Origin of the sequence: Streptomyces sp. NPDC013157, assembly GCF_042899865.1 — a bacterium.
Lineage (GTDB): Bacteria > Actinomycetota > Actinomycetes > Streptomycetales > Streptomycetaceae > Streptomyces.
In genome coordinates this window covers 413,199-432,049 of the sequence record NZ_JBIBAK010000004.1, presented here as the reverse complement: position 1 = coordinate 432,049, position 18,851 = coordinate 413,199, and the positions used below count along the sequence as shown (strand labels likewise).

17 protein-coding genes are annotated in these 18,851 nt (G+C 72.1%); 6 read left to right on the top strand and 11 right to left on the bottom strand.

Features of this window, described 5'->3' with window-relative positions:
* The first annotated feature begins 96 nt into the window (after window positions 1-96).
* Window positions 97-789, top strand: coding sequence for a GntR family transcriptional regulator (locus tag ACFY6U_RS15240; protein WP_390038257.1), 693 nt, complete (start codon window positions 97-99; stop codon window positions 787-789).
* A 122-nt stretch (window positions 790-911) separates the two neighbouring features.
* Window positions 912-2,384 carry a LamG domain-containing protein gene (locus ACFY6U_RS15235; protein WP_390038255.1) on the top strand — a complete coding sequence of 491 codons (1,473 nt, stop codon included), beginning with the start codon at window positions 912-914 and terminating at the stop codon, window positions 2,382-2,384.
* 10 nt (window positions 2,385-2,394) lie between these two features.
* On the opposite strand, the gene ACFY6U_RS15230 is transcribed toward ACFY6U_RS15235, so the two are convergent.
* A complete protein-coding gene (locus tag ACFY6U_RS15230) occupies window positions 2,395-3,096 on the bottom strand; it encodes a uracil-DNA glycosylase (protein ID WP_390038253.1) in 702 nt (233 codons plus the stop codon).
* A gap of 128 nt (window positions 3,097-3,224) precedes the next feature.
* Between ACFY6U_RS15230 and ACFY6U_RS15225 the strand changes: the two genes are divergently transcribed.
* Window positions 3,225-3,839, top strand: coding sequence for an RNA-binding S4 domain-containing protein (locus ACFY6U_RS15225; protein WP_390038251.1), 615 nt, complete (start codon window positions 3,225-3,227; stop codon window positions 3,837-3,839).
* Between the two features lie 67 nt (window positions 3,840-3,906).
* Here the strand turns inward: ACFY6U_RS15225 and ACFY6U_RS15220 are convergent, their stop codons facing one another.
* Both ACFY6U_RS15220 and ACFY6U_RS15215 read right to left on the bottom strand, forming a co-directional pair.
* On the bottom strand, window positions 3,907-4,596 hold the full coding sequence (locus tag ACFY6U_RS15220; protein ID WP_390038667.1) for a class I SAM-dependent methyltransferase: 690 nt from the start codon (window positions 4,594-4,596) through the stop codon (window positions 3,907-3,909).
* 127 nt (window positions 4,597-4,723) lie between these two features.
* Entirely contained in the window at window positions 4,724-5,638 is a 915-nt protein-coding gene (locus tag ACFY6U_RS15215; protein WP_390038249.1) for an acyltransferase domain-containing protein, read from the bottom strand.
* A 65-nt stretch (window positions 5,639-5,703) separates the two neighbouring features.
* Here ACFY6U_RS15215 and ACFY6U_RS15210 point away from each other — a divergent pair, with 65 nt between their 5' ends.
* Window positions 5,704-6,003, top strand: a complete 300-nt coding sequence (locus ACFY6U_RS15210; RefSeq protein WP_390038247.1) for a DUF6343 family protein — start codon at window positions 5,704-5,706, stop codon at window positions 6,001-6,003.
* Window positions 6,004-6,060: 57 nt separating this feature from the next.
* On the opposite strand, the gene ACFY6U_RS15205 is transcribed toward ACFY6U_RS15210, so the two are convergent.
* The 5 genes from ACFY6U_RS15205 to rpsA all read right to left on the bottom strand — a co-directional run bounded on the left by ACFY6U_RS15205 (window position 6,061) and on the right by rpsA (window position 11,709).
* The gene (locus tag ACFY6U_RS15205) at window positions 6,061-6,447 is read right to left on the bottom strand and encodes a tetratricopeptide repeat protein (RefSeq protein ID WP_294010760.1); all 387 of its coding nucleotides are present in this window, start codon (window positions 6,445-6,447) and stop codon (window positions 6,061-6,063) included.
* 50 nt (window positions 6,448-6,497) lie between these two features.
* Window positions 6,498-7,130, bottom strand: coding sequence for a dephospho-CoA kinase (gene coaE / locus ACFY6U_RS15200; protein WP_390038245.1), 633 nt, complete (start codon window positions 7,128-7,130; stop codon window positions 6,498-6,500).
* A gap of 107 nt (window positions 7,131-7,237) precedes the next feature.
* Complete coding sequence (locus ACFY6U_RS15195; protein ID WP_351485635.1) at window positions 7,238-8,176, bottom strand: PAC2 family protein; 939 nt, start codon at window positions 8,174-8,176, stop codon at window positions 7,238-7,240.
* A 189-nt stretch (window positions 8,177-8,365) separates the two neighbouring features.
* Window positions 8,366-9,892: a flavin monoamine oxidase family protein gene (locus tag ACFY6U_RS15190; protein WP_390038665.1), complete on the bottom strand. Its 1,527-nt coding sequence runs from the start codon at window positions 9,890-9,892 to the stop codon at window positions 8,366-8,368.
* A 320-nt stretch (window positions 9,893-10,212) separates the two neighbouring features.
* The gene (rpsA, locus tag ACFY6U_RS15185; protein WP_390038243.1) at window positions 10,213-11,709 is read right to left on the bottom strand and encodes a 30S ribosomal protein S1; all 1,497 of its coding nucleotides are present in this window, start codon (window positions 11,707-11,709) and stop codon (window positions 10,213-10,215) included.
* A gap of 367 nt (window positions 11,710-12,076) precedes the next feature.
* On the opposite strand from rpsA, the gene ACFY6U_RS15180 reads away from it, so the two are divergent.
* Together ACFY6U_RS15180 and hrpB are read left to right on the top strand one after the other, a co-directional pair.
* Window positions 12,077-12,964 (top strand): class I SAM-dependent methyltransferase, encoded by an 888-nt coding sequence (locus tag ACFY6U_RS15180; RefSeq protein ID WP_390038663.1) that lies wholly within the window; start codon window positions 12,077-12,079, stop codon window positions 12,962-12,964.
* An 87-nt stretch (window positions 12,965-13,051) separates the two neighbouring features.
* Window positions 13,052-15,529 (top strand): ATP-dependent helicase HrpB, encoded by a 2,478-nt coding sequence (gene hrpB, locus ACFY6U_RS15175; RefSeq protein ID WP_390038241.1) that lies wholly within the window; start codon window positions 13,052-13,054, stop codon window positions 15,527-15,529.
* Here hrpB and ACFY6U_RS15170 read toward each other — a convergent pair.
* From ACFY6U_RS15170 to ACFY6U_RS15160, 3 genes are all read right to left on the bottom strand, one after another.
* Complete coding sequence (locus tag ACFY6U_RS15170; protein WP_390038240.1) at window positions 15,519-16,511, bottom strand: DUF3068 domain-containing protein; 993 nt, start codon at window positions 16,509-16,511, stop codon at window positions 15,519-15,521. The genes hrpB and ACFY6U_RS15170 overlap by 11 nt on opposite strands.
* Before the next feature lie 21 nt (window positions 16,512-16,532).
* Window positions 16,533-16,667 carry an SPW_0924 family protein gene (locus ACFY6U_RS15165; RefSeq protein WP_390038238.1) on the bottom strand — a complete coding sequence of 45 codons (135 nt, stop codon included), beginning with the start codon at window positions 16,665-16,667 and terminating at the stop codon, window positions 16,533-16,535.
* Between the two features lie 151 nt (window positions 16,668-16,818).
* Window positions 16,819-18,591, bottom strand: coding sequence for a lytic transglycosylase domain-containing protein (locus ACFY6U_RS15160; protein ID WP_390038236.1), 1,773 nt, complete (start codon window positions 18,589-18,591; stop codon window positions 16,819-16,821).
* Between the last annotated feature and the right edge of the window lie 260 nt (window positions 18,592-18,851).

Here is an 18,851-nt window from a genome sequence, read left to right as displayed (position 1 = left end):
CCAAACTGCGGTCATGGTGCTCCCGTCAAGCGTTCGGACCGATGTCCGTCCCGTTACGGCTCCGTAAAAGCCCCCCGGGTCGGCGAAAATGACCTCATGGGCTCCCCCACCACGAAGATCGAACCCCTGGGCGCGGTGCGCGAACGCGTCCTCGCGACCCTGCGCCAGGACATCATCGCGGGGCGATTGGGCCCGGGCGACCGGCTGGTGGAACGCGAGCTCGCCGAGCGGTTCGGGGTGTCCCGGGTGCCGGTCCGGGAGGCGATCCGGGCCCTGGTCGCCGAGGGCTTCGTCCTCTTCGAGTCGGCCCGCCGTACGGTCGTGCGCCGGCTGACCCCGACCGACGTCAAGGAACTCTTCGAGCTCCGCGAGGCGTTGGAGGTGTACGCGGCCGGGCTGGCGGCGGCGCGGGCGACCCCGGAGGCGCTGGCCGAGCTGCGGGAGCTGCTCGGCCGGGCGGCCACGGCGACCGAGGCGGGCGACGCCGAGACCATCACCGACGTCAACACCCGTTTCCACGACCGGATCCTGGCCCTGGCCGGCAACAGCCTGCTCATCTCGGTCATGGAGCCGGTCGACGGCCGACTGCGCTGGCTCACCCGGCGCAACGAGGAGTGGCCCCAACTCCTCACCGAACACCGCGAGTTGTACGACGCGATCGCGTCCGGCGACCCGGACCGCGCCCGTGCCCGCGCGCTCGGCCACGTCCAGGCCAACTACCGGTCGACCGTCCGGCACCTGTTCGGCGGGGACACCGGCGACCAGCCGCGAGATCCGGCTGCCGAGTAGCCATCCACAGGAACACCTGTTCGCGCACAAATCTCCTAGAGTTCTCCTCACCAGTGAAGATCGAAACGGATCCGCACGGACCGGCCACGGATCCGGGCGGACCGGACGGGGAGGGCATGACCATGGTGAGCAGACGGGGGCTGTTGAGCGGAGCCGCGCTGGTGGGGATGGGCGCGGTGGCCGGCATGACGGTGGGCACGGGGAGCGCCGCCGCCGACGAGCCGCTGGACACGCCGTTCACCCCGGTCGGCGCACCGCATCTGGCCGAGGCCGAGCAGCTGGTGCGGTACCAGCGGCTGCTGGCGGCCGGCTGTCTGCCGACCGGACTGGCCGGGCACTGGCCGCTGGACGGCTCCGGCGCCGACGGCTCCGGCCTGGAGCACCCGGTCACCCTGGGCCCGGGAGCGAGCTGGACCGGTCTGCGGGCGGGCGGCGAACTGAGCTTCGACGGCACCGCCGGTGCCTACGCCGCCACCGCCTCCGTCCTGGACACCACGGCCCCGTTCACGGTCACCGCCTGGGTCCGGCTGGCCGACGACGCCGTGCTCACGAACATGTACACGGCCGTGAGCCAGGACGGCGGCAGCGTCAGCCGCTTCCTGCTCCAGTACGACGACACGGCCGGGACCTGGGCCTTCAAGGTACGCAGCGAGGACCAGAGCACCAAGGTCTCGGCGCTGGCCGCCGCCCCGGTGACGAAGACGGGAGTCTGGACCCACCTGGCGGGCGTCTGGGACGGCACCCGCGTCCAGCTCTATGTGAACGGCGTCCTGGAAGGAAGCGCCGCCACCACCCTGTCCTGGGCCGCGACCCAGGGCTTCAGCATCGGCCGGGCCCGCTGGGACGGCGGCTACGTGAACCGCTTCAAGGGCGCGGTCGACGACGTCCGCGCCTACGGCCGAGCCCTCGACGCCGATGAGATCGCCCTGGTCAGCGGGCGTACGGCGCGGGCGAACAACGTCTATCTGATGGACGCGTCGGCGACCGTGACCTGGGGCCGCCCGGACGACCTCGCCGGCTGGGTGGCGCGAGCCCGCTGCTCGTCCTTCGTCACGGCGCTGCTCAGGCACACCTACGGGTGGGCGACCGACGCCTACTTCCTCCAGTACTTCCAGGAGAAGGGCCCGGAGGCCGCCGACTACTGCTCGGCATTCCGGAACGACACCGCCGGACCGCGCTTCCGCCGCATCCGCAAGGTCACCGACCTGCGGCCGGGCGATCTGATCGCCGTCGACTACAACGGGCAGGACGCGGAGAACACCGGGCACATCGTCATGGTCCGCGAGGTCAAGGGCGTCTTCAGCGGGGTCGCCGACTTCACCGGCGAGACCCAGTACGCCGTCGAGATCGTCGACTGCACCTCCGACCCGCACGGCGTCTACGGCCTCAGCAACTACCCGCGGTACCCGGACACCCGCATGGTCAGCAACGTGGACGGCGAGAGCTTCCAGGGCGTCGGCATCGGCCACATGATGTTCTACGCCTCCGACGCCACCGGCGAGTTCTCCCGGTACCGCTGGAGCGTCAACTCCTCCGCCTCCACCGGCACCCACACGGTGGACGACCGCCCGGTTGCGGCGGCCCGGATCGTCTGAGCCCCGCCCCTCACACCAGCCCGGCCGCCTCCGCCGCCGTCCGCAGCACGTCGCGGAGCATCTCGGGGGTGAGGCGGCCGGTGAAGGTGTTGCGCTGGCTGACGTGGAAGCAGCCGAAGAGGTCCAGGCCGCCGAGGCCGACCCGGGTGCCGTGGGCGAAGACCGGGCGGGGCCGGGGCACGGTCCAGCCCGCCTCCGCGAACGCCGGCAGCGCGGCCTGCCAGCCGAAGGCGCCGAGCACGACGGCTGCGCGCAGCGTCGGCCGCAGCAGTGTCAGCTCCTCGGTCAGCCAGTGGCGGCAGGTGTCACGCTCCTCGGGGGTCGGCTTGTTGGCGGGCGGGGCGCAGTGCACGGGCGCGGTGATGCGCACGCCGTACAGCTCCAGGCCGTCGTCTGCGCTCACCGAGGTCGGCTGCGAGGCGAGCCCGACGTCGTACAGCGCCTGATACAGCACGTCTCCGGAACGGTCGCCGGTGAACATCCGGCCGGTGCGGTTGCCGCCGTGCGCGGCCGGGGCGAGGCCGATGATCAGCAGCCGGGCATCGGCGGGCCCGAAGCCGGGGACGGGCCGGCCCCAGTACGTCCAGTCGGCGAACGCAGCGCGCTTGGTACGCGCGACGTCCTCCCGCCAGGCGACCAGGCGCGGGCAGGCACGGCAGACGCTGACGCGCTGGTCGAGGCGGCCGAGCCGGCTGAGGGGGGTGCGGTCCACGGTTCAACGGTAGGGCCGAGGCGAGGTCTGCCGGAGCGGCTCGGGTGGGGGTGGCTCCTTCGGGGCGGGATGACGGGCGTCGGCAAAACGGTTCCGTCGGTGTCGGCTCGGGGGGCTAAGGTCGGGGCATGGCTTCTGAGGATGCGGACGAGGGCAGGGAGCAGGAGAGCGGTGGGACCGGCACCCCCACCGAGGCCGCGCCTGCCGAAGGCACCGACGCCGCTGCCGCCCAGTCCCTCGACCCTGCCGCCGTGGCCGCGGCCGTCGCCGCCGCCGAGGCCGCGGGGCCCGCTCCCGGTGAGAACGTGCGGATCGACAGCTGGGTCTGGGCCGTCCGCCTGATCAAGACCCGCTCCATGGGAGCCACCGCCTGCCGTGGCGGGCACGTCCAGGTGAACGGCGAACGGGTCAAGCCCGCCCACTCCGTGCGCGTCGGCGACGAGGTGCGGCTGCGCCACGAGGGGCGGGAGCGGGTCGTCATCGTGAAGCGGCTGATCCGCAAGCGGGTCGGCGCCCCGGTGGCCGCCGTGTGCTACATCGACAACTCCCCGCCGCCCCCGCCCCGCGAGGCCTTCTCCCCCCTCGGCATCCGCGACCGCGGTACCGGCCGCCCCACCAAGCGCGACCGCCGCGAGCTGGAACGACTGCGCGGCATGGGTGGGATGGGCGGCACGGGCGGGACCGGCGCGGGTGGAACGGGCTCGGCAGGCCGGCCGAGCGGTGGACGCCGCGGCGGACGGTGATCCATCGGGCCTGGCCCCGCGGGCCAGGCCCGGCCGGCGGACCCGGCGCCACGCCCGCTCGGCGGGGTCACCCCAGCCGAGCCGCCGGTACCGCCCTCACCCACGTCCCGTCCTCGGTCAGATACTCGGCCACCTCCAGTCCCGCCTCCGCGAGCGCCTCCTCGAACTGTTCCCGGGTGAGCGGCCGGGCCAGGAAGGTCTGGGTCCAGATCGCGTCCGGGAACTCGTACTCCACGTGCACCGAGTTCACCCCGTCCCCGACCGGCTCGGCCGACAGGATCCGGACGGTGTAGCCGCCGGGGTCGACCCTCTCCCTCGGCACCTTCGTGTGGTAGTCCGCGCCCTCCCGCTGGACGAGCACGCAGCCGCCGTCCGCCACGTGCGCCGCGCAGGTGCGCAGCATGCCCTGGCGCACCTCCGCGTCCCCGGTGTGCACCAGGAAGGACGCGAGCATCACCACGTCGAACTTCTCGCCCAGGTCGAGCCCTTCGATGGTGCTGCGTATCGTGCGTGCCCCGCGCACGCGCGCCAGCATCTCCGCCGACTCGTCCACCGCCGTGACCGTGAACCCACGTTCCAGGAGCGGGTGCGTCATGCGCCCCACACCGCTGCCCAGCTCCAGGATGTGGGCACCGGCCGGCACCGCCGCCTCGATGATGTCCGGCTCGGCTCCGGGGGCCAGGCGCGAGTAGAGCTCGACCGCGCAGCCGTCCGGGGTGATCGCTCCCGGCCCCGTTCCCTCGTACCCCTCACGCATTTCAATCGTCATGCCCGAACAACGGCCGGTCGCCGCACCGCCGTTCCCGCACCCCGACGGTTCACTCGTTCGAGCAGTTCGAAAGGTCGACGGGAACTTTCCCGCGGAAGGGCACGGTTGACAGCCGTCACTGGTCCCACGGGAACCATCCGTGCCCGACGTACCAGTGGCCGCCCGCCCGCAGGTGGTCGCCGACCGCCCGCTCCATCGACGTCCGGCGGGGCAGGTCCCGTACCGGCAGGTCGGGATCGCCGAAGACGAAGCCGACCGGTGTGGTGTCGGCCGGCTCCGGGTCCGCCCATCCGGGCCGGAACCGCTCCTGGAAGCGGACGATGTTGGAGTCCGCCGCGAGGTGCCGGCGCAGCTGTGGATCGAGCAGCCAGGAGTGGCAGGTCGCGACGGCGTGGGGCTCCTCGGGGAAGTGCCGGGCGAAGAACTCCCGGGCGTGGTCCAGGGAGCGGTCGCAGGCGACCGGGGTGAGCGGTCCGAGGAAGTCGGGGATGTGCAGGTTCAGGGAGGGCTCGCCGCCGGTCACGTCGGTGCCGGCCGATCTGATCGCCTGCGCCGTGCGTTCGCCGAGTCCCGTCCGCTCGTACTGCAGGCGTCCCAGCTGGTAGAGCCGCCCGCAGAAGTGCCGGGTGAGCCAGTGCCCCTGGCGCGCACCCAGCCCTCCCCTGCCGTACCGCCGGCGGTGCAGTGCCATGCCGCGGCCGAGGTCGGTGAGCGTGTGGCGGGAGACGTCGTCGGGAATGCCGCGCGCCCGGTGCACCGCGCGGACGTGCGGCACCGCCGCGAGGAAGACGTACACGAGGAAGTAGTCGCCCAGGGCGGCCGGGGCCTGGGCGGCCCGGTCGGCGAGCCCGGACGGGTCGTCGACCTCCCGGACGGCACCGGTCACGTCTCCGGCGCCCGCCTCCACCAGCCGCCGTACCCCGGGGTCGGCGGCCACGGCCCGCCGCAGTGCCACCACCTCGTTGATGTCCTCGTGCGGCACGGCGAGGTCGAGGAGCAGGTCGGGCAGGTCGGCGGCGTCCGGCAGCACGGCGGGGTCCCCCTTGGTGAATGTGCGGTCCAGGAGTACGTTGCAGACAGGAGTGGTGATCCGGGATGCGTACGGGCAGTGAACCGGTGACCGCCCGCAGTGCCCTGCGGGCGCGGCTGTGGCTGAGCGTGTGGGGTGCGGCCTGGGCCGTCTTCGGCACGGCCGCGTTCGCGCTGGTCGGGCGCCCCGGCTGGGCTGCTGCCTGCGGGGTGCTGTGGCTGGTGACCATCGTCGACATGGCCGTGATCCTCAGGCACATCCGGCAGGGCCCGCACTATCAGCCGGGCCGCGACGTGCCGCCGTACCGGCCCGCGGACACCCGCCCGCCGCCGCTCCGGCGCCCACCGCAGCACCGTCACCCGTGAGGGAGCGTTCGGACACGCTCCGTCGGCCGACGCTCCGCGGGCGCACGCTCCGTCGGCTCACGCGTCAGTGTCGAAGCGGGCCGCTTTCAGGTACTCCGGGTTCGGGTCCAGGGCGGCCGCCAGCCGGAAGTGGCGTATCGCGAGGTCGGCGCGGCCCTGGCGCTGGTAGGTGCGGGCGAGGGCGAAGTGGGCGAACGCGTTGTCCGGTTCGCGCTCCAGGACGATGGTGAACTCCAGCTCGGCGGGGCGCAGTTGCGCGGCGGCGAAGAAGGCACGCGCGCGCAGCAGCCGGGCGGCGGTGTTCTCGGGGTGCGCGCCGATCACTCCGTCGAGCAGCTTCACCGCGCCCCGCGGGTCCCGTGCGTTGAGCAGCTGCTCGGCCGCACGGAAGTCGATGACATGCGTCTCCGGAGTACGTCCGGTCGAACCGCTGGTCTCGGGCACGGCAAAGTCCTTCCCTCACTGAAGCGGTTCAACGCCCGGACGGGTGCCCGCTATTTCGAAGACGCATTCCGCTCGTTCGAACCGGCCGTCCGCGCACGGCGCAGGAGGTCGGCCCACACCTCCTGGACGCGCTGCCGGAGCACGTCCAGGGGGACGTCGTTGTCGATCACGATGTCCGCGATCTCCAGGCGCTTCTCGCGCGTCGCCTGCGCGGCCATGCGGGCGCGGGCGTCCTCCTCGGTCATCCCCCGCAGCCGCGTCAGCCGGTCCAGTTGGGTCTCGGGGGCGGCGTCCACGACGACCACGACGTCGTAGAACTGCGCGAGGCCGTTCTCCGTGAGGAGCGGGACGTCGTGGACCACCACGGCGTCGTCGGCGGCCGCGCTCTCCAGCTCGCGGGAGCGGGCTCCGACGAGGGGGTGCACGATCGAGTTCAGTACGGCGAGTCTCGCCGGGTCGGCGAAGACGATCGAGCCGAGCCTGGGCCGGTCCAGGCTGCCGTCGGCGGCCAGCACCTCCGGGCCGAAGGCCTCGGTCACGGCGGCCAGACCGGGGGTCCCGGGCGCGACGACCTCACGCGCGATGCGGTCCGCGTCGATCAGCACGGCGCCGTGCTCGACAAGCAGCCGCGACACCTCGCTCTTGCCGGCGCCGATTCCACCGGTGAGGCCAACTTTCAGCATGCCCCGAAGCTTAGGCCCTGCCCCCGACACCGCCGTGACGGGGCTCGGCCGCCACCGGCCGGGGCTCGCCGCCCCGGCCGGTGTGTGCGGTCACGTGCGGGCGGGCCTCAGTTGTCGCCCTCCCGCTCCGCGAGGAAGCGCTCGAACTCGAGGCCGATCTCGTCCGCGGAGGGGATCTCCACCGGCTCGGCGAGCATGTTGCCCCGCGTCTCGGCGCCCGCGGCCGCGTCGTACTGGTGCTCAAGCCCCTGTACGAGGGCGGTCAGCTCCTCGTCGCCCTCCTGGATCTGGCTGTCGATCTCCGTCTGGGTGCGGTGGGCGTCCGTGCGCAGGGCGTGCGCGATGCCCGGGAGGACCAGGCCGGTGGCGGCCGTGACGGCCTCCAGGACGGTCAGGGCGGCGTCCGGGTAGGGCGAACGGGCGATGTAGTGCGGCACGTGCGCGGCGACGCCCAGGACGTCGTGTCCGGCCTCCATGAGGCGGAATTCGAGCAGCGACTCGGCGCTGCCGGGCACCTGGGCCTCGTCGAAGGGGCTGCGGTGCCCGGGGACCAGGTCGGTGCGGTTGCCGTGCGGGGTGAGGCCGACGGGGCGGGTGTGCGGGACGCCCATGGGGATGCCGTGGAAGTTCACGGACAGGCGGACGCCGAGCCGCTCCACGATCTGTCGTACGGCCGCGGCGAAGCGCTCCCACTCGACGTCGGGCTCGGGGCCGGACAGCAGCAGGAAGGGGGCACCGGTGGCGTCCTGCACCAGGCGGACCTCGATGCTGGGCTCCTCGTACTCGGTCCAACGGTCCCGCTTGAACGTCAGCAGCGGGCGGCGCGCCCGGTAGTCCACGAGCCGGTCGTGGTCGAAGCGGGCGACGACCTGGTGGGGCAGCGAGTCGAGGAGCCGGTCGACGATCTGGTCGCCGGTCTCACCCGCGTCGATGTATCCGTCGAAGTGGTAGAGCATGACAAGACCGGCCGACTCCTGGGCCAGCGCCATGTCGACGACGGCCAGCCCCTTCGGCTCCCATGCGTACAAACCCTGCGGATCAAGCACTGTGACCGCTCCTCCTCGTGTTCGTACGGTTCAACGCGGCACTGACCACAGGCATTCCCGCCGGCCCGCTGAACAGGCCCCTCTCAGCGCCTTCTCATGCCGGGAGAAGGGGCACGCGTCGTGCCGGGAGAAGGGGCACGCGCGCGTGCGTGCGTCCGCGCCGGACGCGGTCACGCGCGCGTGCGGGGGTCAGGCCGCCATCACGCGCGCGTGGAGCGCCGTCACCGCCTTGCGTGCCGAGCTGAAGGCGCCGTGCTGCCAGGCGTCCGTGTAGCTGAGCCAGTCGCCGGCGAACCAGACCCGGCCGGCGGGCTCGTTCAGGGGCTTGTAGCGCGCGTCGTCGGGGCCGCCGGGGGTGTCGTGCCAGGCGGCCTCCAGGTGGGGTGTCTGGCGCCAGTGGTGGGAGAAGGAGGAGGCGAGTTCGGTGCGGTACTTGTCGCCGTAGATCTTCACTCCGGCGGCCACGGCACGCTGTTCGCGCTGGGCGGGGGTGAGCTTGGCGTAGGAGTCGGCGTCGTCGTCGTAGTTGTAGTAGCCGATGAGAACGCCTCGTTCGCCGTGGAAGCCGTACGAGGGGTGCCAGATGTGGGTGACGTCCTGGTCGGTCTCGGTGATGCCGCCGTAGATGTGGTGGTCGAGCTCCCACCAGCGGGAGCGGTATTCGAGGCCGATCTTGGCGGCCGACGACGGGGTGACGGCCTCCAGTGCGCTCTGCACGCCGGAGCCCAGGTTGTGCGGCACCTTGGCGAGGATGTTGGGCGGCATGGCGGCCACGCAGTAGTCGGCCTCGACGACCTTGGTACGGCCGCCCTGGGTGTACGTCACCGTGACACCGCGTCCCGTGTCGGTGATCCTGGAGACGACGGCTCCGGTGCGGATGCGACGGGCGCCGATCGCCCGGGTGAGCGCCTTCGGTATCTGGTCCATGCCCCCGACCGGCTGGAACATCAGCATCGCCTGGTCGAAGCCGAACTCGAACGAGAAGTAGCGCCCGACCCCGCTCGCGAACACCGCGGAGGCGGTCGGGACATCGCCGAGAAGCACACCGGGGGTGCCGGCAGCGGCCGGTACGGTCGTGTATCCACGCCGCTCACCGCCCTCGTACGTCAGTGTGTCGCCGAGTTCACCCCAGTCCTTGAGGAACTCGACGAGCCGCTCCTGGTCGGTGGCCGTCAACGCCCCGTCCAGGGCACCCTTGTTCGTCGCTTTGGCGAGCAGCTCCGAGACGTAGCCGTACACGTCGGCCTTGGCGGTGCGGTACCGCTCGGGCTTCGTCATGCCGGCGGACTCGTTGTAGAGGTACGCGTCGGCGTTGACGTTCGTGAACACCTCTACGGGGACTCCGAGTTCGCGACAGTAGTCGAGGGTGATCATCCACTGCGGGATCCGGGCCGGCCCGGCGTTCATGTAGTGGCCGTCGGCGAACCGCGCGGTCTGCGTGTTGCCGTAGAGGTCGGTGGTGGAGTCGCCGCCGCGCACGGTGAAGTTGCGTCCGCCGGTACGGTCCCTGGCCTCCAGGATCGTACAGTCGTAGCCGGCCTTGCCGAGTTCGTAAGCGGTCGCGAGGCCCGCGATACCGCCGCCGAGGACGACGACCCGGGCCGCGGCGCGCCCGGTGAGGGTGAAGTCGCTCGCGTTGAGCGCCCGGAAGGGCTGCTCGCGCTGGGCGGCCTGGGCGGTGGGAGCGAGTCCGAGGGCTCCCATGGTGGCGAACATGGCGCCGGCGCCACCGGTGAGACCGACGTTCCGCAGGAACGCCCGCCGACTCGTCCCTGACCTGTACTGAGGCTGTGCCATGACGCGACTCCCCTTCCGATCTTGAACGAAGACCGGGGAAGCGTCCCAGCGCGGCGTTACGGCCCAGCAGCTATTCGTGTATCCCACACGTTTCGACGGGCGTCCGCGGCAACTCCCCCAGGGGCGCGGGGAACTGCAGGCCCCCACCGGCCGTCGGCCGAAGAACGACCGGACAACACCGAGGGGCCGCACCTCGAAAGGTACGGCCCCTCGGTCAGGAGCTACTGCTCAGCGAGCGTTCAGCTCTGGCCGCCCGCGAGCTTCTCGCGGAGCGCGGCCAGCGCCTCGTCCGAGGCCAGCGCACCGGAGGTGTCGGCGCCCTCGGAGGAGTACGAACCGCCACCGGCGGCCGGAGCCGCACCCGCGGTGTCGCCGCCCTCGGCAGCGGCAGCGGCGTCGGCCTCGCGGCTCTTGATGACCTGCTGCTGGTGCTGCTCGAAGCGCTGCTGCGCCTCGGCGTACTGGCGCTCCCACTCCTCGCGCTGCTTCTCGTAGCCCTCGAGCCAGTCGTTGGTCTCGGGGTCGAAGCCCTCGGGGTAGATGTAGTTGCCCTGGTCGTCGTAGGACGCGGCCATGCCGTACAGGGTCGGGTCGAACTCGACCGAGGCCGGGTCGGCACCGAAGGACTCGTTGGCCTGCTTCAGCGAGAGGCTGATGCGGCGGCGCTCGAGGTCGATGTCGATGACCTTGACGAAGATCTCGTCGTTGACCTGGACGACCTGCTCCGGGATCTCCACGTGGCGCTCGGCCAGCTCGGAGATGTGGACCAGACCCTCGATGCCCTCGTCGACGCGGACGAACGCACCGAACGGAACCAGCTTCGTGACCTTGCCGGGCACGACCTGGCCGATCTGGTGGGTGCGGGCGAACTGCTGCCACGGGTCTTCCTGGGTCGCCTTCAGCGACAGGGAGACACGCTCGCGGTCCATGTCGACGTCGAGGACCTCGACGGTGACCTCCTGGCCGACCTCGACGACCTCGGACGGGTGGTCGATGTGCTTCCAGGACAGCTCGGAGACGTGGACCAGGCCGTCGACGCCACCCAGGTCCACGAAGGCACCGAAGTTGACGATCGAGGAGACCACACCGGAGCGGACCTGACCCTTCTGGAGGGTCGTGAGGAACGTCTGGCGGACCTCGGACTGGGTCTGCTCCAGCCAGGCACGGCGGGACAGGACCACGTTGTTGCGGTTCTTGTCCAGCTCGATGATCTTCGCCTCGAGCTCCTTGCCCACGTAGGGCTGGAGGTCGCGGACGCGGCGCATCTCGACCAGGGAGGCCGGGAGGAAGCCACGGAGGCCGATGTCGAGGATGAGACCACCCTTGACGACCTCGATGACGGTACCGGTGACGATGCCGTCCTCTTCCTTGATCTTCTCGATGGTGCCCCACGCGCGCTCGTACTGGGCGCGCTTCTTCGAGAGGATCAGGCGGCCTTCCTTGTCCTCCTTCTGGAGGACGAGGGCCTCGATCTCGTCACCGACGGCGACGACCTCGTTGGGGTCGACGTCGTGCTTGATCGAAAGCTCGCGGCTCGGGATGACACCTTCGGTCTTGTAACCGATGTCGAGCAGGACCTCGTCCCGGTCGACCTTCACGATGACGCCGTCGACGATGTCGCCGTCGTTGAAGTACTTGATCGTCTCGTCGATCGCGGCGAGGAAGGCTTCCTCGTTACCGATGTCGTTGACCGCTACCTGCGGGGTGGTGGCGGTGGTCTCGGTGCTGCTCGTCATGTGAGAAAGGGCTCCGGTACGGACATTGAAGTCGTAGGTACTGCTTACGCCGGGAGCCTGTTTCGCTCTGTAGAAGCCGGACAGCCTAGGAAGCGCCACCGGAACCGCTGGTGGCGCCTCGACAACCGAGGGGACATACAACAGATGCGAGCGCAGCCTGCTACGTCTGAGGTGCGCAGGCCCGCAGCGCAACTTGTAGCATACGGGGGCAGCCGGGCAGGGTCAATGCGCGAAGGCGCACACCCGGGGCGGAACGCCGCATACCCGGCACAAGAAACGTCCCACGAGGCCACGCAGGCCTGACACACCCCGTCCGTGACACGCCCGTGACGGGGTTGCACGGAAGAGTACGACGAGGGAGCCGATCATCCAAGAGCCCGATTCGTTCGACCTCGGAGCGGCCGGTGCGACGACCGGCGCAGAGGCCGAACCGGAAGCCACCCGGCGTGCCGCCGGGGTCGCGGAGAGCAGCCGGGCCAACCGGGGCTGGTGGGACCGCAACGCCGACGAGTACCAGGTCGAGCACGGCACGTTCCTCGGCGACGACCGTTTCGTGTGGGGTCCCGAGGGCCTCGACGAGGTGGAGGCGGAGCTGCTCGGCCCGTCGGAGGAGCTGAAGGGCAAGGACGTCCTGGAGATCGGCGCCGGCGCGGCCCAGTGCGCGCGCTGGCTGGCCGCCCAGGGCGCCCGTCCCGTCGCCCTGGACCTCTCGCACCGCCAGCTCCAGCACGCGCTGCGCATCGGCGGATCGTTTCCCCTGGTCTGCGCGGACGCGGGCGCGCTGCCCTTCGCGGACGCCTCCTTCGACCTGGTGTGCTCGGCGTACGGCGCGCTCCCCTTCGTCGCCGACCCGCGCCTGGTGCTGCGCGAGGCGCGCCGCGTGCTGCGGCCGGGCGGGCGGTTCGTCTTCTCGGTGACGCACCCGATCCGCTGGGCGTTCCCGGACGAGCCCGGCCCCGAGGGGCTCTCGGTCTCGGCCTCCTACTTCGACCGGACGCCGTACGTCGAGCAGGACGAGGACGGCCACGCGGTGTACGTCGAGCACCACCGCACGCTCGGCGACCGGGTCCGGGACATCGCCTCCACGGGTTTCCGGCTCGTCGACCTGGTGGAGCCGGAATGGCCGGCCTGGAACACGTCCGAATGGGGAGGCTGGTCCCCGCTGCGGGGCAATCTGATCCCGGGGACGGCGATCTTCGTGTGCGAGCGAGGCGAGACGGGGGTCCCCCCGGCCGAAGGCTGGGGGAGGGACTGAACATCTCCTGGGATGCACGCGCGCGTGCATCCCAGGAGGGGCACGCGCGCGTGAGGGGCGCTTTCGGCCGCGTACGACACTAGGTGCGTGATCCGTTACGACGCCCTGGACGCGCTGCCCGTGCGGCAGGCCCTGCCCGGTCTGCAGGACGCCCTGGAGGGGCACGGCACCGCCGTCCTCGTGGCACCGCCCGGCACCGGCAAGACGACGCTGGTGCCGTTGGCACTGGCCGGACTGCTGGGCGCGGGGGCCGCCCGGCGGGTGGTGGTGGCCGAGCCGCGCCGGATCGCCGCCCGCGCGGCGGCCCGCCGGATGGCCTGGCTGCTCGGCGAGCAGGTCGGGCGGAGCGTCGGCTACACCGTGCGCGGCGAGCGGGTCGTGGGGCGGCACGCGCGCGTGGAGGTCGTCACGACCGGTGTCCTGTTGCAGCGCCTGCAACGCGACCAGGAACTGTCCGGCGTCGACGTCGTGGTCCTCGACGAGTGCCACGAACGCCATCTGGACGCCGACACGGTAGCGGCCTTCCTCTGGGACATGCGGGAGACCCTGCGGCCGGAGCTGCGCCTGGTGGCCGCGTCGGCGACGACGGACGCGCAGGGGTGGGCACGGCTGCTGGGCGGGGCGCCGGTGGTCGAGGCGGCCGGTGTCTCGTACCCCGTGGAGACCGTGTGGGCGCCGCCGGTACGGCCGGTGCGGCCGCCGCACGGGATGCGGGTCGACCCGGCTCTGCTCGCGCATGTGGGGTCGGTGGTACGGCGGGCCCTGGCCGAGCGGGACGGGGACGTGCTCTGTTTCCTGCCCGGCGTGGGCGAGATCGCGCGCGTGGCGGGCCGGCTGGGTGACCTGGGGGACGTGGAGGTGCTCCAGGTGCACGGCCGGGCACCCGCCGCCGTCCAGGACGCGGTGCTGGCGCCCGGGGCGCGGCGCCGGGTGGTGCTGGCCACGGCGGTCGCCGAGTCCTCGCTCACCGTCCCCGGCGTACGGGTGGTCGTCGATGCGGGGCTCGCGCGGGAGCCGCGGGTGGACCACGCGCGCGGGCTGAGCGCGCTGGCGACGGTACGGGCGTCCCGGGCGGCCGGGCGGCAGCGGGCGGGGCGGGCCGGGCGGGAGGCGCCAGGGGCGGTGTACCGCTGCTGGTCCGAGGCCGAGGACGCCCGTCTGACGGCTTTTCCGGCCCCGGAGATCCGAGTGGCCGATCTGACCGCGTTCGCCCTCCAGACGGCCTGCTGGGGCGAGCCGGAAGCCGCCGGACTGGCGCTGCTGGACCCGCCGCCGGCCGGGGCGATGGCGGCGGCGCGGGAGGTGCTGACGGCGATCGGTGCGGTCGACTCCGCCGGCCGGGCGACGGACCGAGGGGTACGGCTGGCCCGGCTGGGGGTGCATCCACGGCTGGGGCGGGCGCTGCTGGACGCCCCGGGCGGGGGCGCCGAGGTGGTCGCGCTGCTGAGCGAGGAGCCGCCGCGGGAGTACGGGGACGACCTGGCGGCCGTGCTGCGCGCCGCCCGGCGGGGCGGCGACGCCTATGCCGGTCGCTGGCTCGCGGAGGTACGGCGGCTGAAGGCGGACGGCGAGGGCGCTTCGGTGTCCGGCGTGGACGACCGCACCGTGGGCCGCGTCGCCGCCCTCGCCTTCCCCGAACGCGTCGCAAGGGCCGACGGAGGGTCGTACCTGATGGCCTCCGGCACCCGCGCCGAGCTCGGTGACGGCAGCCCGCTGCGCGGTGCGCCGTGGATCGCGGTGGCCGTGGCGGACCGACCGGTCGGCAGCGGACACGCGCGCGTGCGGCTCGCCGCGGTGGTGGACGAGGACACGGCCAGGTCGGCGGCGGCCTCGCTGTACGCGGAGGACCGGGAGGTCCGCTGGGCCGACGGTGACGTCGTCGCGCGGCGGGTGGAGCGGCTCGGCGCGATCGAGCTCGCGGTGCGGCCGTTGCGGGACGCGGACCCGGCCCTCGTACGCGACGCTCTGCTCGACGGGCTGCGGCGCGAAGGGCTCGGCCTGTTGCGGTGGACGCCCGACGCCGTCGCGCTTCGGCAGCGGCTCGCCTTCCTCCGGCTGCGTCTCGGTGAGCCCTGGCCGGACGTGTCCGACGAGGCGCTGCACGCGCGCGTGGACGAGTGGCTGGAGCCGGAGCTCGGCCGGGCCCGGCGGCGGGCCGATCTCGGGCGGATCGACGCCGGGGAGGCGCTGCGGCGGCTGCTGCCGTGGGCGGGCGGGGAGGCCGGGCGGCTGGACGAGCTGGCGCCCGAGCGGATCGCCGTACCCAGCGGGTCGCGGATCCGGGTCGACTACGGGAATCCCGAACAGCCGGTGCTCGCCGTGAAGTTGCAGGAGATGTTCGGCTTGCAGGAGTCGCCCGCGGTGGCCGGGGTGCCGGTGCTGGTGCATCTGCTGTCGCCGGCCGGGCGGCCCGCCGCCGTCACCGCCGACCTCGCCTCGTTCTGGAAGGACGGCTACAAGGGCGTACGGGCCGAGCTGCGCGGACGGTATCCGAAGCATCCCTGGCCCGAGGATCCCGCCACGGCCGAGCCGACCCGGCACACCAACGCGCGGCTCAGGCGCTGACCGGTTCCGGGACCGGGGTGCCGGCCGGTGCCGGGTCGGCGGGGCGGCGGCCGCGGGCCTCCAGGTAGAGGGAGAGGGCGAGCAGCGCGATGCCGAGGGACAGGAACCCCCAGGGAAGGTAGGAGGTCAGCATCAGGACGAGGGTGCGGTTGTGCTTGACCAGGGCGACCGTGCTCTCGATGTAGTCCTCGCGCATCTTCACGTCGCCGGCGAAGGCCGTCACCTTGGCGCGGCCGCCCAGCAGGGTGCCGCCGCGCAGCTCCTCCTTGTGGATCTCCTCGCCGTAGACGGGTGCCCCGGTGGCCGGCTCGACCCAGAACCTGCGGACGGTGGTGTACCACCGGGTGGTGCCGGTCTTGGCGATGCTCTCCGGGGTGATGCCCTGCACCGGCATCTTCTTGGGCATCGGGACCTTGGTCCAGGGAATGGTCTGCTCGAAGTAGTAGACCTTGACGCCGCGGAAGGTCTGCGTCCCCTTGTAGTGGATGGGGTTGGTGGTGCGGGTCTGCGCGTCGAAGTACTCGTAGTCCCGTTTCTCGGTCAGGAACGGGAACTTGAACTCGATGCCGTCCCGGGTCACCGGGTCGCCGTCGACCATCTCACCGGTGGCGTGCACGGGTTCCTGGCTGTGAGCGTCGAAGATGTAGCGCTCGGGGATCTCGGAGACCATCTTGCCGTCGGGTCCCTGGACGTAGGACAGGCCGTCCCAGACGACGACGTCCCGGCCCGCCGTCTTCTCGATCCTCTTCGCGGCCGCCACGTCGCCCTTGAGGGTCTGCACGATGGTGACCTGGGGGACCTTCTTCGCCTTCATGGTGCCGTAGTCGAGGAGCGTGGCGTTCTTCGCCACCAGGACCATGTCCTGGTACTGGTTCGGCGGGATCTTGGCGAGCCGCGGGAAGGCGTACCAGCGCAGCAGCGGGGACAGCGCGGCGAAGAACACGGCACAGGCGAGCAGGACCAGACTGGCCTTGCGGCGCATCTCGGCCTCCCGGGGCGGCGGTTACGGGTGGGACGGCACCGTGGTGAGCAGCGGCTTGGGGGACGTCTTTCCGTCCGGCGACCCCAGGGCGCTGATCGTCACGACCAGGACGACCGCGAGGACGAGACCGCTCGCGGCGGCGATCAGGGCGCGCATGCGGGGCCTCCCTACGGCCGACGACTTCCTGATGGATCGTCAGGTCCGGGCACCGTAGCAACGGGAGGGTGAGATGAGAACAGGTCGTACGACGACGAGGGCGCCCTCCCGCGTCGGCGGGAGGGCGCCCTGGTGGTCGTACGACGGTGGATCAGGAGGAGGCGGAGGCGCTCGGGGAGGCGGAGGCTGAGGCCGACGCGGATGCGGAGGCGCTCGGCGACGGGCTGGACGAGGGGTCGGCCGCGGCGACCGTCAGTTCCACGGTGAGAGTGGCGCCGCCGGTGGTGGTGATGCGGAGCAGGAACGTGCCGGTGGTGTCGTCCGCGTACAGCTTGGGCAGCGTGAGCAGGCCGTTCGCGTCCGTCTGGAGGTCCGTGAGGGTGCGGACGGCGTTGCCGTTCGCGTCCTTGAAGTACGGGCCCTTGTCGTTCTCGCCGGCGTCGTCCGCCGACTTGACGAGCGTGGCCGTGGCGGCGACCTTGCCGGCGACGGCACCCTGGTAGGTGGCCTTCGTCTGCACCTGGTCGGCGAACTCGCCGCCCGGAGTGCAGGTCAGCGCGGTGGTGTTGACGAGGGCGAGGGCGTCGGCGGCGCGCGCGGTGACGGTCGCGTCGTAGTCGACGCCCTTGACCGTGCGGCCGACCACGCTGGCGTGGACCGTGAAGTCGCCGGTCTTCTCGCCCGCCTGGAGTGCCGGCGCGACGGCGACACCCTTGCTGTCGGTGACGACCGTGGCGGTGTCCTCGCCGCCGCTGAAGGTCGCGTCCGTGTCCCCGACGATGGTGAAGCGGACCCGGACCTTGGCGACGACCCGGCCTGCCTTGGTCTCCGCGCGCGTGCTGATCTGCTTGCCGAACGCGTCACCGGCCATCGCGGTGAGCGTGGCGGTGCCCGCGTCCTCCAGGTGGTCCACGGTGTCGGTGGCCGTGGGCGGCAGGCTCGGCGACGTGCTCGGGATGCTCGGCGTGGGCTCGTCGGGACTGGGTGTGGTCTTGCCCGGCTTCGTCGTGGAGCCGCCGGAACCGGAGCCTACGGAACCGGAGCCTCCGGAGCCGGAGCCGGTCGAGCCGTCACTGCGGTGCGACGGCAGGGTGCCCGTGCCGTCCGGTATCGAGTGGGTGCCCTTGCGGTAGAACTCGTACCAGGACAGGACCAGGTTGAGGTAGTCCTGCGAGTTGTTGTAGCTGAGGATCGCGCTGTTCATGTCGGCCTGGACGGACAGGTCCCAGCCGTTGCGGCACAGGTAGTGGCCGGCCGCGAGCGCCGCGTCGTAGACGTTGTTGGGGTCCTTGACGCCGTCGCCGTTGCCGTCGCGTCCCGCCCACGCCCAGGTCGACGGGATGAACTGCATGGGGCCGACGGCCTGGTCGTACTCGCTGTTGCCGTCGTACTTGCCGCCGTCGGTGTCCGGGATCAGCGCGAAGCCGTTGCCGTCGAGCTGCGGGCCGAGGATCCGGTGCAGGGTGTTGCCCTCGGCGTCCACGTCACCGCCGCGGGCCTGGCCGGACTCGACCTTGCCGATGGCGGCCAGCAGCTGCCAGGGCAGATTGCAGCCGGGCTTGGAACTGCGCAGCTCCGCCTCGGCCTTCTTGTAGGCGTCGAGGACGGTGGCGGGGATGCCGGCCTCGGCCGCGCCGCGGGAGACGGCGGTGCCGATGCTCGACGAGGAGGCCGTGGGGCTCGCGCTGGGGTTCGGGCTGTTGAGCGGCGGCAGGTCCGTGTAGTACGGCGAGTCGCCGGTGGCGCCGTCGGCCGCTCCGGCTCCGTCGGCCGCGGAGGTGCTGGCGCCGGCGTTGGCCTGTCTGCCCGTGTCTCCGGACGTGGCGCCCGGTGCCTGGGACGCGGACAGAGCCGCTACCGCCAACGCGGCCGCGGCGGTCGTCGCCGCTCCCTTGCGCAGCCGCCTGCCGAATTGCGCCGCCATAAGGTGAACCCCTCCCATGGACGCCTTCTGAGCGCCCGTCTCCGTCTGTCCGCTCGCCTCTGGTGTGACGGTCGACCCGGTGCTGTGGTTGCCCCTGTTACCTCTTTCGCGTGGCGAGGTAGCGCATCCGGCCGTGCACGCCGGGGCGGCGACCCAGGCGACCCTACGACAACTTGCCTTCCACGGACACCCGGCGGTGCCCGATTTTCACCAGTTGGCCATCCCCCGTTGAACGATGGTGGTGTCGCGGATACTTGCCG

What these genes read in the sequence shown, in the direction of transcription:
- ACFY6U_RS15225 (WP_390038251.1), top strand. Translation starts at nt 3,225, where the DNA reads ATGGCTTCTGAGGATGCGGACGAGGGCAGGGAGCAGGAGAGCGGTGGG.
- ACFY6U_RS15160 (WP_390038236.1), bottom strand. Translation starts at nt 18,591, where the DNA reads ATGGCGGCGCAATTCGGCAGGCGGCTGCGCAAGGGAGCGGCGACGACC.
- rpsA (WP_390038243.1), bottom strand. Translation starts at nt 11,709, where the DNA reads ATGACGAGCAGCACCGAGACCACCGCCACCACCCCGCAGGTAGCGGTC.
- ACFY6U_RS15220 (WP_390038667.1), bottom strand. Translation starts at nt 4,596, where the DNA reads ATGCGTGAGGGGTACGAGGGAACGGGGCCGGGAGCGATCACCCCGGAC.
- ACFY6U_RS15210 (WP_390038247.1), top strand. Translation starts at nt 5,704, where the DNA reads ATGCGTACGGGCAGTGAACCGGTGACCGCCCGCAGTGCCCTGCGGGCG.
- coaE (WP_390038245.1), bottom strand. Translation starts at nt 7,130, where the DNA reads ATGCTGAAAGTTGGCCTCACCGGTGGAATCGGCGCCGGCAAGAGCGAG.
- ACFY6U_RS15235 (WP_390038255.1), top strand. Translation starts at nt 912, where the DNA reads ATGGTGAGCAGACGGGGGCTGTTGAGCGGAGCCGCGCTGGTGGGGATG.
- ACFY6U_RS15190 (WP_390038665.1), bottom strand. Translation starts at nt 9,892, where the DNA reads ATGTTCGCCACCATGGGAGCCCTCGGACTCGCTCCCACCGCCCAGGCC.
- ACFY6U_RS15165 (WP_390038238.1), bottom strand. Translation starts at nt 16,667, where the DNA reads ATGCGCGCCCTGATCGCCGCCGCGAGCGGTCTCGTCCTCGCGGTCGTC.
- ACFY6U_RS15240 (WP_390038257.1), top strand. Translation starts at nt 97, where the DNA reads ATGGGCTCCCCCACCACGAAGATCGAACCCCTGGGCGCGGTGCGCGAA.
- ACFY6U_RS15170 (WP_390038240.1), bottom strand. Translation starts at nt 16,511, where the DNA reads ATGCGCCGCAAGGCCAGTCTGGTCCTGCTCGCCTGTGCCGTGTTCTTC.